At 60.7% G+C, this 12,504-nt stretch carries 10 protein-coding genes; 3 read left to right on the plus strand and 7 right to left on the minus strand.

The window, feature by feature from the left end; genetic code table 11:
* Positions 1-415: 415 nt before the first annotated feature.
* The 4 genes from IU397_RS04800 to IU397_RS04815 all read right to left on the minus strand — a co-directional run bounded on the left by IU397_RS04800 (position 416) and on the right by IU397_RS04815 (position 4,873).
* Complete coding sequence (locus tag IU397_RS04800) at positions 416-706, minus strand: GNAT family N-acetyltransferase (RefSeq protein WP_204411271.1); 291 nt, start codon at positions 704-706, stop codon at positions 416-418.
* A complete protein-coding gene (locus tag IU397_RS04805; RefSeq protein WP_204411273.1) occupies positions 703-1,329 on the minus strand; it encodes a 3-oxoacid CoA-transferase subunit B in 627 nt (208 codons plus the stop codon). The genes IU397_RS04800 and IU397_RS04805 overlap by 4 nt, the downstream gene beginning before the upstream one ends.
* Positions 1,329-1,874 (minus strand): RNA 2'-phosphotransferase, encoded by a 546-nt coding sequence (locus IU397_RS04810; protein ID WP_204411275.1) that lies wholly within the window; start codon positions 1,872-1,874, stop codon positions 1,329-1,331. The genes IU397_RS04805 and IU397_RS04810 overlap by 1 nt, the downstream gene beginning before the upstream one ends.
* A 140-nt stretch (positions 1,875-2,014) precedes the next feature.
* Positions 2,015-4,873 (minus strand): glycoside hydrolase family 9 protein, encoded by a 2,859-nt coding sequence (locus IU397_RS04815; protein ID WP_204411277.1) that lies wholly within the window; start codon positions 4,871-4,873, stop codon positions 2,015-2,017.
* Positions 4,874-5,187: 314 nt separating this feature from the next.
* Between IU397_RS04815 and IU397_RS04820 the strand changes: the two genes are divergently transcribed.
* Entirely contained in the window at positions 5,188-5,922 is a 735-nt protein-coding gene (locus IU397_RS04820) for a DUF2125 domain-containing protein (RefSeq protein WP_204411280.1), read from the plus strand.
* Here IU397_RS04820 and IU397_RS04825 read toward each other — a convergent pair.
* Positions 5,919-6,614 carry a CoA transferase subunit A gene (locus tag IU397_RS04825; protein WP_204411282.1) on the minus strand — a complete coding sequence of 232 codons (696 nt, stop codon included), beginning with the start codon at positions 6,612-6,614 and terminating at the stop codon, positions 5,919-5,921. The genes IU397_RS04820 and IU397_RS04825 overlap by 4 nt on opposite strands.
* 304 nt (positions 6,615-6,918) lie before the next feature.
* Here IU397_RS04825 and IU397_RS04830 point away from each other — a divergent pair, with 304 nt between their 5' ends.
* Entirely contained in the window at positions 6,919-7,986 is a 1,068-nt protein-coding gene (locus IU397_RS04830) for a DoxX family membrane protein (RefSeq protein WP_204411284.1), read from the plus strand.
* Positions 7,983-8,507 (plus strand): hypothetical protein, encoded by a 525-nt coding sequence (locus IU397_RS04835; protein ID WP_204411287.1) that lies wholly within the window; start codon positions 7,983-7,985, stop codon positions 8,505-8,507. The genes IU397_RS04830 and IU397_RS04835 overlap by 4 nt, the downstream gene beginning before the upstream one ends.
* A 4-nt stretch (positions 8,508-8,511) precedes the next feature.
* Here the strand turns inward: IU397_RS04835 and topA are convergent, their stop codons facing one another.
* Together topA and dprA are read right to left on the minus strand one after the other, a co-directional pair.
* The gene (gene topA / locus IU397_RS04840) at positions 8,512-11,229 is read right to left on the minus strand and encodes a type I DNA topoisomerase (protein WP_204411289.1); all 2,718 of its coding nucleotides are present in this window, start codon (positions 11,227-11,229) and stop codon (positions 8,512-8,514) included.
* A 141-nt stretch (positions 11,230-11,370) separates the two neighbouring features.
* The gene (gene dprA, locus IU397_RS04845) at positions 11,371-12,498 is read right to left on the minus strand and encodes a DNA-processing protein DprA (protein ID WP_370541609.1); all 1,128 of its coding nucleotides are present in this window, start codon (positions 12,496-12,498) and stop codon (positions 11,371-11,373) included.
* Between the last annotated feature and the right edge of the window lie 6 nt (positions 12,499-12,504).

The raw sequence follows: 12,504 nt of genomic DNA on the forward strand, positions 1-12,504 counted from the left end.
GTCGGAAATGTCGAGCCTGATCGGATGTTGCGGTCTGTTCCTGTTTCACATCAGCACCGCGCCGAACCCGCACGAATGTTGACGCCCCGCGCTTTTCCAACTCCCGATAACGTCCCCAGACACCAAATGGATCGGTTACAGCCAGGTCAACGCGGAGGGCGTTTCCCGGTCTCGGGCAGCCAGACAGGGTTCCATTTTCCGGGGCAACTTGGGCGGTGCCAAGTTGGCTCGATAATCTGAGTTTCTGGGTATACGGAAAGTAGAGATTGCCGCCCGCGCTGTTTCGCCATTTGATGTCACGGGCAACAGCGTCAGGCACAAGGCTGACCAATACCGCGAACGCGCAGAGCAAATGAACACATGATCGTTTCAAGTGGACGATCCCCTTTTTGCGGAAATGGTATGGCAGACTATCTTATTGAAAGACATCGGCCCAGTCGGGGTGGCGGCGGCGCTGGGCATTGACGAAGGGGCAGAGGGGGACGATTTTGACACCCTCGGCGCGGGCATCCTCCACCAGCCGCTTGACCAGCATCAAACCGGCGCCGGTGCCGCGCAGGGCATCGGGCACACCGGTATGGTCGGCGATGATCAGGGTAGGTGAGGTTATTGAATAGGTCAGTTCCGCCTCGTGCCCGTCGATCACCAGGGTGTAGCGGCCTTTGGCCTCTCCATGTTCCCGGGTGATCTGGGGCGCGTCGGTCATATTAGGGTGGCTTCGGTTTGTGCGCGGACTTCATCCTCTGTCACGCCATCGGCCAGCTCCACCAGTTTCAGCCCGCCTTCGACCACATCAAAGACGCCCAGATTGGTGATAATCCGGTCCACGACGCCGGTGCCGGTCAGAGGCAGGGTGCAGGCCTTCAGGATCTTGCTTTCGCCGCGCTTGTTGGCGTGATCCATCACCACGACAACGCGGCCCACACCGGCGACCAGATCCATGGCGCCGCCCATCCCCTTGACCAGTTTGCCAGGGATCATCCAGTTGGCCAGATCGCCGTTTTCGGCCACTTCCATGGCACCCAGGATCGCCATGGCGATCTTGCCGCCGCGGATCATGGCAAAGCTTTGGTCAGAGCTGAAATAGGAGGTCCGGTCCAGTTCGGTGATGGTCTGCTTGCCTGCATTGATCAGGTCGGGGTCGATGTCATCCTCGGTCGGGAAGGGGCCCATGCCCAGCATCCCGTTTTCGGATTGCAGGGTGACGTCGATGCCATCTGGGATGTAATTTGACACCAAGGTCGGGATGCCGATGCCGAGATTGACATACATCCCGTCTTCGAGCTCTGCCGCGGCGCGCGCGGCCATCTGATTGCGGTCCCAAGGCATTAGGGGCTCCCTTCAAAGATCAGGTAGGTAGGTGGCACCTGGGCGGTGAGCCAGACGCCATTATCCGCTTGGAAGAATTCGTGTCCGTCCGTGGCCATGCGGGCCGATTGGACGCGTAGGATGGTCGGTGTCCCGTGCCGCCGGCCCACCTTGGTGGCTGTGTCAGCGGGACGGCTGAGATGCACGTGCGGGCGGGACATGCGCTTTAGGCCGTCGTTCTGGATGGCAGGCAGAAAGCGGGTCGCTGTCCCGTGATATAGCTGGTTCGGTGATACCACGGCGGGCAGGTCGAGCGTGATGGGCACGGAATGGCCCTGCGCTGCGCGAATGCGGCTGCCGTCGTCGGAGATTGTTAAACGTTTCTTGGCGCTTTCGGCCACGACCAGATCCAGTTCGGCGCGGGTCATGGGCTTGTGCAGCCTGTTCAGGCCATCCAGCAGGTCATCGATCACGACCCATCCGCCGGGTTCGAGCGTCAGGCCAGCTTTGGCCGGCTCATGCCGCAGGATGAGGCTCAGAAGTTTACTTTGGGCGGTGCTGGTCATTGCAAAGCACAGCCCGCTAGGCCGAGGCCCCGTATCGGTGCTGCGGTGCAGCTGCACGCATTCGCCAGTGTATTTCCCAATGACATGGGCCTGTCTTAGCGCCTTCCCCGGGGAGGGGGAAGGTGCAACCGCCCAAGTGTTTAGGCTATATCGATGGCCGCTTCGACCTGGGCCGCGGTCAGACCATCGGCATTGCGGACCATGAGGATGTCACCCTGGCCGAAATCGATCTTAAGCTGGGTTCCGGCAGCGTTCAGCTGGCCAAAATCGTCAATCAGCGTTGCGGCATTGGCACCAAAGCCCGTTAGGGCGATGATGTCCAGCCCGGCCTCGAAATCATTGATCACGTCCCGATCATCGCCGCGGCGGAAAACATAGGTGTCGCGCCCGGCGCCGCCTGTCAGAAACTCGTTGCCGACGCCGCCGATCAGGGTGTCATCCCCACCATCGCCGCGCAGGTAGTCATTGCCTCGGGCGCCATAGATCGTGTCATTGCCCGCGCCGCCATTGGCCGTGTCATTGCCCTTGCCCAGTTTGATGACGTCATTACCCGCGCCGGCATCGACGATATCGCGACCGTTGCGCATCCTGAACGTGTCGTCACCATCGGTGCCGGTGACCCGATTGTTACCGTTCGTGCCGTTGAAGATCTGCCCTTCCTCAGAGGGTGGGGGAGGCGGCGGTGGCGGAGGGGTCGCATCATCATCCAGCGCGGCAAGGTAGCCTGTGACATAGGTCATGTCAGTGATGCCTTGCTGCACGGTATATTCCGTCGATGGGACAAAGATCGAATAGGCATTGAAGCTTTCGGAAACCGGGCTTTGCCAGAAATTGGGCCAGACATCGTTATACATGACGTCGTGGTAAAACCCCTTGCCATAGTCAAAGATGTTATAGTCGCCGTAAACTGTGATGCCGGGGGGCGGGGCCTTACCCAAGGTTTCGGCATCGACGTTCAGGATCTCTTCGGGGCCACGCACGCCGTCGATGCCCGTCATGAAAACCATGTTCTGCGGATTGGCGCCCAGCGTGTACTGCACGTCCTTTTGCACCGTTTCCAGCAGGGCCTTGTCGCCGGTCAGGTGGTACATCCGCAAGACCATATCAGCGGAATAGTTGGGCTGCTGCGCCGTGTTGCCCCATCCGTAATTGCCGTAAGGGTTGGTCAGATAGTCAAAACCGCTCTTGCTGCCGATGTTGTCCAGCAGATCGATTTCCCTTTGCATATCGGCCACGCCATTGGCCTGGATCGCCTTATCCACGGTGGGCAGGTCCATGCGGGCATAAAGGAATGCAGCCTCGTATTGATGCTCACGCCAATCAACGGACGCGCTGTCATAGCTGGTCGTCTGAAGAAAGATGTCGTGCCATGTTTCGGCACCTGTGGCGCGGTAAAGTTCAAGGGCTGCGATATTGCGCGATTCGGTTTGGGTATAGTCCATATCGGCGGGGATGCGGGCATCGGCCCAAGTCATGGCGGCGATGGCGCTGTCGATCCAACCCTGGGCCTGACCCGGATCATAGGTGTTCAGGGCATGGCCGATCTTGGCCGCGGTTGCCGCATATTCCCAACTGGTCCAGATATCAGGGGCATAGGCATACATCTCCTGACTTTCGCCCCAGGATCCGTCGCCATAAAGCGGATGGCCCGCGCTTTCGATTCCGCCGCGCACGCCCCCTTCATCGGTTTGTAGGCGGCGAAAGACCTCGGCGCCCCATATCGCCTCGTCCAGCAGGTCGGGAATCCTGCCGCCTGTTTCGGGGATCCGGCCATCGGTCTTGGCCGCCCAGTCCGGCTGGATCTCGACCAGTTCGACCAGTTTACGCGCAGCTTCCAGGTGCTGGGTGCGGCGATCCCAGTCGCCTGCATCATGCCAGCCGCCCCATGCGTTTTCCAGAATCTCGCCGGTCGTGTTTTCTGGAAAGAGGGGGAAGGGGTCCGTTCCACCCTTTCCTTCGGTCGTGTCATAGATGTCGACGGTGGTTGCCTGTATCCTGACCCCGTCATCGGGGTGGAGCGACCGGGGGCGCGTCCATTCGGTAAACTCCTCGGTCAGTTCAATGCCGGATCGTTGGTGGTAGAACCCGGAAAAGGACACATCGAACAGATCGTCCCAGTGGCTTTCGCCGACTGAAAAGGTCTGCGACCGGCCCACACCATCGACCCGTACGTAATAGTCGCCAGTCATATCGAGGCGGGAAAAGTCCATCGACCACACATCAGTGCCTTGGTAGTTGCGTTCGAAATCCGTTCTGGTTTCCGCCGCTTGTGCCATTTTGATCGTGTCAGTCAGGACGACCTTGCCTGAGTTGGCATCGACGACCCGGAACTTGGTGCCCGGCGTGAATTCGGCGGCGATGGCTGTGCCGCCTTCCTTGACCGTCCCGTCGACCTCCCATCCGTTCCAACTGCTCAGATAGGCTTTCTTGACCAGATCATCGGGGTCAAACCCGGTCAGGTTGACATGGATTGCTTCCGAGATGGTGTTGCGCGCATAAGTGGCCTTTACCGCCTCAAAATCCGGATCATCAAAGGTGATGTTCAGCTTGTCGCCGGTATCCAGCGGCGCATCGAGTTCGATGAAGACGTGCTGGGCGGTCGCGAACTTAAATTTGTACCAGTCGTATTCCGCGGTCTCCAGGATGTTAGCCTTGCGGGAAATGCCGTCGATCCCGACCTCAGTGCCATCAACTGTAACCGTCCATTTGCCAACCTTGTCCACCTCGGCCTGTCGCGTCCCACGCTGTTCGGTGATGTCGAACAGATCGTCTATGGGGGAGGCCAAGTAATCATCAAACGGCATCCAATATTCGCCATTGGGCCCTGCCACCCGACCAAGATGGCGGCCATCCTGCCAGACCATGCCGTTATCTGGGTTGGGCGTGACACCGTCGGGGATATCGGTCGTTTGCACCGCATCCTTGACGGTGCCGAGTTCGAACCGGATCTGGATCGTTGTCGGGCTGACGAATGAAACGTCGTAGGTGGTGTTGTCCATGGCGGCTGTCCCGGATTTTGTTTGGCGATCTTGTTGCGCTGTAATTGCGCATGGGTGTTGGCTGGAAGCGTCATCACCACTGGTTGACAAATCAATAACACTGACTTGGCGGTCAGATGGTCGGCGAAACCACGCCCGTGTCCGCGGACAGGTTGGGGCCAAAACCTGCTCAACAGGCCGTTTGTCGGTGTATGTATGACCAGATCGCGGGGACAATCGGCTCAGTTGGCGGAGATTGTCCCGAACTGATCGGCTTGATTTGGCTTGGCGATAGCTGCAGCTTGGCCGAGGGGGCGCCATTTGGGCGGATAAAGATGCGTTTGCTGCGATGTGCGGTCGTTATTGCGGCGGTTTTTGCCAGTGGATCCGGAGCGGCAGACCCGGTGGCCGGGGGTGCTTCACCATTGGACCGGACTGCGGGAAAATGGATGAAGCCGCCCAAGACGAACGAACCCAACCGCGTCATGCGTTCGGATCGATCTGCGGTGGTGACCGAACAGGCCCTGGCACTGGTGGAGGATGACAGCCTACGCATCCTTTTGACGGAGGCGGGGGCGCGGGTCACCCATGATGGCGGCAAATCCTATGATCTGGCGCTGGAAACCCAGGATCTGGTCCTGCCCGATGGAATGTTGGCTGATCTGGCCGGGTTGGGTTTGCCTGGCAAGATCGGGTCAGTGGCATTCAGTGCAACGGTGGTGATGGATCGTCCGCTGGGCCTTTCGCAAAGCGGCGCAATCCCGGGCCAGATCAACATCACGGCTGCCGATCTGGACTGGGGTTCCCTGCAATTGGGCGTTACCGGCGGGGCCAAAGTCGATAGTCTGGGGCGCGCCAATGGCACCCTGACCGTCACGACGCCGGATCTGGAGGGGGCTTTGGCGGTGCTGGATCCGGATGGTGCCCATACATCGGCACGGAATTTTGTCAGCGGGTTGGTCGGCGTTGGTCTAGGGCAGGACGTCAACCTGGATGTGACGATCCGCAATGGCCGCGTCAGCATCCTTGGCATCACGTTGACAACGCTGCCGCCCCTAAAGCTGCCCTAGGCGGCCCGCACGGTGCGCTGTTCAATCCGCTTTTCATGAGTGCCCTTGATCAGACGGGTCACATAGATGCCTGGGGTGTGGATCAGGTCGGGGTCAAGGCTGCCTGTTGGCACAATCTCTTCGACCTCGGCCACGCAGACCTTACCGCAGGTCGCGGCAGAGGGGTTAAAGTTGCGCGCGGTCTTGCGGTAGATCAAATTGCCTTGCTCATCGGCTTTCCACGCCTTCACGATGGCCAGATCCGCGATGAGGCCGCGTTCCAGGATGTAGGTCTTGCCGTCGAAATCCTTGTGCTCTTTTCCTTCGGCGATCACAGTGCCAACGCCGGTTTGAGTGTAGAAACCGGGAATGCCCGCGCCGCCTGCGCGCATCCGTTCGGCCAGGGTGCCTTGGGGATTGAACTCCAACTCCAGATCGCCCGACAGGTATTGCTGCATGAAGGTGTCATTCTCGCCCACGTAGGAACTGAGCATTTTCTTGACCTGCCGGGTTTTCAGCAAAACGCCAAGGCCGAAATCATCGACGCCCGCATTGTTCGAGGCGATGGTCAGGTCCCTTGTCCCGGCCTCCTTGATGGCGTCGATCAGCAGTTCGGGGATGCCGCACAGGCCAAATCCACCGGCGGCGATGAACATGCCGTCAAACAGAACGCCATTTAGCGCTTCAGCCGCATTGCTACAGACCTTTTTCATTGCGTCATCCCCGTTGTTTCCTTGCGTCGACCGCGTTGTGCCGCAGGCCCATGCAAAGGTCAATCGGCTGGCAATGGCCGCGATTACCGCCGATTTCTGACCCGGCCTTGCCTTTATTAACGTTTCACTGGCGCTTTTTTCCCGCTGCAGGGCAGCATTTTGGGGTATCATGTGGCGGTATGCAGGTCATCGCACCAAAGCCGGTCAATTTTCGACCGGTGGTGCTGTGCCCGCGAATTTTGAGTGACCTTGTTTGAACACGCCCATTTCGGGCTCTTCATTTTTAACGTTTTGGATTGAACCGATGCCTATTCTACCCAATGGCCCGACGGTTCGGGCCGGATTTTTATCCGTATTCATTATTCCCATCCTTGTCGCGCGAGCGCCAGCCCACGAGGCGTGGCTGCTCACACCGGCGGAGATTGAGGCGCTGGTCGCCGCACCCATGCCCAATCTGTTTGCGAGCCATCTGTGGCTGGGCCTCGCCGCCCTGGCTGGCGGCGCCATTACATGGGCAGCCCTGCGCGTTGAGCACATGTTGGCCGCGGCCGAGGCGCGTTGGACGGCGCCCCTGGTGCGCTGCGCCTTGTCGGTGGGGCCATTGGTGCTGCGCATTGGTCTCGCCTTGATGTTGATCCTGGCAGCGTTGGGCGGCTTGCCCCGACATGGAACCGCGCCGTGGACGGAGCCCACATTCCTTGTACCAGACATGCAGCTGGGCCTTGTCCCGGGATGGGGTTGGCTGGCGGTAGTGCAGGTCGCGCTTGCGCTGTTTTTGCTGTCAGGGGCCTTCACGCGCTGGGCGGGCTGTCTGTTGATCCTCCTGTCGGGCCTGGGCATCGTCGTCTTTGGCTATATTTTTCTGTCCTATGCGCCCCATTTCGCGGCACCCGGGCTGATGTTGATACTTGCCGGTGGGGGCGCGCTGTCCTGTGATCGGATGCTGGGATGCGACGGTTGGGTGGATCTGTCCCCGGGGCGGGAGCAAGGCCTGTGGCGGTTGGCTCAGATCCTGATCGGGGCCGGGTTCGTTTATCTGGCCGTGGTACACAAGCTGACGCAACCGACATTGCTGATTGCCATCGTCAAGCATAGCAGCCTGCCCACATTCGGACTGCCATTGCCGGTTGTGGCCCTGATCATGACGGGGATCGAGATTGTGTGCGGTATCCTGCTGATCCTGGGGCGGTTGGTCCGACCCGTCGCTGTGTTGCTCATCGCGGCATTCTCGATCTTTGCCGTCGCATTGTCAGAGACTCCGCTTTTCCACGCTAACCTTTATGGCGCTATGATCCTTCTGGCTTTGTCGGGGCGGGCCTTGCCCTTTCCCAGTCGGAGGCGCCTGCGATCCATGCGGGGGGCGGTGGCATGAGCCGGGGCCTGAGCTTTGCCGCCTATCGCATCCTATCAGCGGGTCAAAACCTTTGGGCCAATGAGCGCCCTCGGCATCAGGAGGGGCTGCGTTGTGGCGCGGGTGCTATCATCTTCGCCATGCTTCTCGGGGTGGCAGGCGTCTTGCCTGGGATCAACGCGGATGCAGGGCCACCGCGGTCTGTATTTCTTGAACTCCCCACCGGGGAAGCTGTGCCCGAGATCATGCTGATGCCCTATCGCCTGCCCTCGGGCCGGTGGCAGCTCCAGATCCGCGCGCGTGACTTCCGGTTCACCACCCTTTGCGTGGCCGACGCGCAGGCGCTGGCCGTGGGTCATGCCCACATCGTGCGCAACGGGGTCAAGGTCGCGTCAGCTTATCATCCGATCGTCGATCTGGGTTGGCTACCGCCGGGCCGGCACCGGATCACGGTAATCCTGCGGGGGCAAGATCACCGGGCATTGATCGCGGATGGCGCGTTGGTTCAGGCAAAGGTCACGATTGCCGTGCCCGCCGCCTGATACGCTATTCGGCGGCTGCAGGCGGGCTTTTCGAGGTTTTCCTGGCGGCCGCCTTTTTCGCGGCAGGTTTCTTGGCCGCGGCCTTCTTCTTTGGTGCGGCCTTCTTGCGGGTGCCCTTGGTGGCGGCCTTTGCGTCGATTAACTCCACCGCCTGTGCCATGGTCACCTGGTCCGGTTCGGTTTCTTTCGGCAGGGTCGCGTTGATTTTGTCCCATTTGACGTAAGGACCATACCGGCCTTTCATGACGTTGACCGGCCCGCCGAGCTCTGGATGTTCGCCCAATTCGCGCAACGGCGTGGCGGGGGCGGGTTTGCCGCGCTTGGGTTTGGAGGCCAGAACCTCCACCGCGCGGTTCATCCCGATGGTAAAGACATCCTCGACCTCCTCAAGATTGGCATTGGTGCCGCCCTTGTGGCTGATCGTCTCTGCATGTTTCAGGTAGGGGCCATAGCGCCCGATATTGGACCAGATCATCACACCATCTTCGGGATGGGGTCCGATCTCGCGGGGCAGAGCCAGCAGTTTCAGCGCACCTTCCAGCTCAACCTCTTCCGGCGTCCATCCTTTGGGGATCGACTGACGGGGTGGTTTCTTGTTTTCCTCCGTCACATCGCCGCGCTGGACGTAAGGCCCGAACCGGCCCTTGAAGGCATAGATTTTGTCGCCTGCATCATCGCCCAAATGCTTGCCTTCGGGGGGGATGCCGCCTTTGGCATCTTCGCCCTCCACCGGCGGGCCAAAAGCGCGGGTGTAGCGACATTCGGGGTAGTTCGAACAACCGATAAACGCCCCGCCTGACCGTGCCGTGCGCATGGAAAGCCGCCCAACCTCGCAATTGGGGCAGAGGCGCGGGTCGCTGCCATTCTCCTTGGGCGGGAAGAGATGCGGTTCTAAGACCTCGTTGATCTTTTCCAGCACCTCGGTGATACGAAGTTCGGCGGTTTCGGCGATGGCGGCTGAAAAATCGCGCCAGAACTTGGACAGCACTTCCTTATAGTCGGCATCGCCAGCCGAGACATGGTCAAGCTCCTCCTCCAGCCCGGCGGTGAAGTCATAGCCCACATATTGCCTGAAGTAGTTCATCAGGAAGGCCGTGACCAAGCGGCCCTTATCCTCTGGGATCAGGCGGTTCTTGTCCTTGCGAACATATTCGCGGTCCTGGATCGTGGTGACGATGCTGGCATAGGTGGAGGGGCGACCGATGCCCAACTCTTCCATCCGCTTGACCAAGGTTGCCTCGGTATAGCGGGGCGGGGGCTGAGTGAAGGACTGACTGCCCAAGGTGGTGGCATCGGCAGACATAACGGCGCTGCCGGTTTTGCGAATGTCATCGCCGGTGGGCGTGCCCTCTGATTTGGCGAAATCGGCAGTGTAGGCGCCCGCAGCCGGTTTCATCGCGTCGCCTTGGGCCATCTGGGGCAGGCGGCGGTCATCGTCATCGGCGCTATCGTCGTCGCGGCCTTCTTCATAGATCTTGAGGAACCCATCAAACATCACGACCTGACCCGTGGCGCGCAATTCGACCTGACCGTCCGCAGACCCAATATCGACCGTCGTGCGTTCCAGTCGGGCCGCCGACATCTGGCTGGCCAGGGTTCGCTTCCAGATCAGGTCATAGAGCTTGCGTTGATCGGGATCCGTCAGTTTGAGCGCATCGGCATCGCTGGTCATATCTGTGGGGCGGATGCATTCATGGGCCTCTTGTGCGTTCTTGGCCTTGTTTTTGTAGATGCGGGGCTTTTCGGGGACGTATTTGTCGCCAAATCGCGCGGTGATCGCGTCGCGGGCATCCGTCACGGCCTCGGGCGCCATATCGATTCCGTCGGTCCGCATGTAGGTTATGTGACCGGCTTCATACAGGCGCTGCGCAACGCTCATCGTCTGGCGCGCGCCCATGCCAAACTTGCGGCTGGCCTCCTGCTGGAGGGTCGAGGTCATGAACGGGGCAGAGGGGTTGCGATTGGCGGGTTTGGCCTCGACCGATTTGATGCTGAGCGCGCGCGAGGTGATGGCCTGCACCGCCAACTCGGCGGCGGCCTGGGTCGGGATGTCGTAGCGGTCCAGCTTCTGGCCACCCAGCACAGTCAGGCGGGCCTCGACGCTTTGACCGCGCGGCGTGTCGAGCATCGCGCGCACCTGCCAGTATTCGCGCGGCTTGAACGCCTCAATCTCCATCTCCCGCTCGACGATCAGACGCAGGCAAACCGATTGTACCCGACCCGCCGATTTCGCGCCCGGCAGCTTGCGCCACAGGACCGGCGACAGGTTGAAGCCGACCAGATAGTCCAGTGCCCGGCGGGCCAGATAAGCTTCCACCAGTTCCATATCGACCTGGCGGGGATTTTTCATCGCCTCGGTCACGGCGGTCTTGGTAATCGCGTTGAACACCACGCGGCTGACGGGGGTGTCCTTCTTGATCGCCTTGCGGTTCCGCAGCGCCTCCTCAAGGTGCCAACTGATCGCCTCTCCCTCGCGATCCGGGTCGGTGGCGAGGATCAGGGCGTTATCATCTTTCAGCGCATCGGCGATGGCTTTGACATGCTTGCGGCTGTCGATCGCGATCTCCCATTTCATCGCGAAATCATGGTCGGTATCGACTGATCCGTCCTTGGGCGGCAAGTCGCGGACATGGCCGTATGACGCCAGAACGGTGAAATCGCTGCCGAGATATTTGTTGATTGTCTTGGCCTTAGCAGGCGACTCGACGACGACGACGGGCATGGAACTTCTTCCTTGGACAAAAGGGCCTCAAGCCGCGATAGATGTGAGCGCCCATGGCGGCTTGTCAACCGCCGACATGCGATCCGGGGTCGGGGCGGGCCGTTTTTGGCTGGGCTGACGCTGCAATGGGCAGGTTGGTTTTCAATTCAGCCGGGCCAGCAGCCCGCCTGGTTGACGCCCGATTGTGCCGTCAAGTTCCAGCGCCAAAAGCGCGCTTGCCAAGGCCTGAGGGGGCAACTTCAGATCACGGGCCAATTGATCTTCGGCGACGGGGGCGTGGCCGACCATTTGCAGGATGTGGTCGCGGATGGGGCCATCTGTCTGGGTGATTTTTGGGGCGACAGGCGCAGGTATAGGCGACGGAACGGTCGGTTGCGCGATCGGGCCGAGGGACGCGATGATATCCTTTGCATCCCGAACCAAGGTTGCGCCGTCACGGATCAGCAGGTTGCACCCCGAAGCCCGCGCATCCAAGGGGTGGCCGGGCACGGCCAGGACCTCCCGCCCTTGATCCAGCGCGTTGCGGGCGGTGATCAGGCTGCCCGATTTGGTCGCCGCCTCCACCACGATCACGGCTTGTGACAGGCCCGAAATAATGCGGTTCCGTTTCGGGAAATGACGGGCCATCGGTTGCAGGCCCGGTGGCTGCTCTGACAGGACCAGACCGGTCTCTGCGATCTTGGCCGTTAGATCCGCGTTTTCGGCAGGGTATATGATGTCGATGCCACCTGCGACGACAGCGATTGTGCCGGTGTCCAGCGACGCTTCATGAACGGCGCGGTCGATCCCGCGCGCCAGGCCCGAAACGGTGATGAAGCCCGCCGCGCCCAGATTCCGCGCAATCTGCCGTGCCATGCGCCCACCGGAAGAGGAGGCATTGCGCGCACCGACCAGAGCGAGGGCAGGGCGGGTCAACATCTCAACCCGCCCCAGGGCCCAAAGGACCGGCGGGGCATCGGGCAAATCCATCAATGTGGTGGGGTAGCCTGCACATCCGTGGAACAGCGGCTGTGCGCCCGCCTTGCGTCCCATCGACAATTCCTTGGCCACGACGGGGAGCGGGCAGATCGTGTAGCGGTCGACACCAGCATTGGCGGCAATGCCCGGTAACAGATCCAATGCTGCCTGCGGGTCAAACCCCGTCTCTGCCATCAATCGGTGGAAGGTGGCCGGGCCAACCCGGCGGGAGCGTAAGAGACGGAGCCACGACAGCTTATCTTCTTCCGAGGTGGGTGGTGCGAGGGGGGGTGGGGAAGAAAACAAATCCACGCCGTC

This window comes from Actibacterium sp. 188UL27-1 (assembly GCF_016901225.1).
GTDB lineage: Bacteria > Pseudomonadota > Alphaproteobacteria > Rhodobacterales > Rhodobacteraceae > 188UL27-1.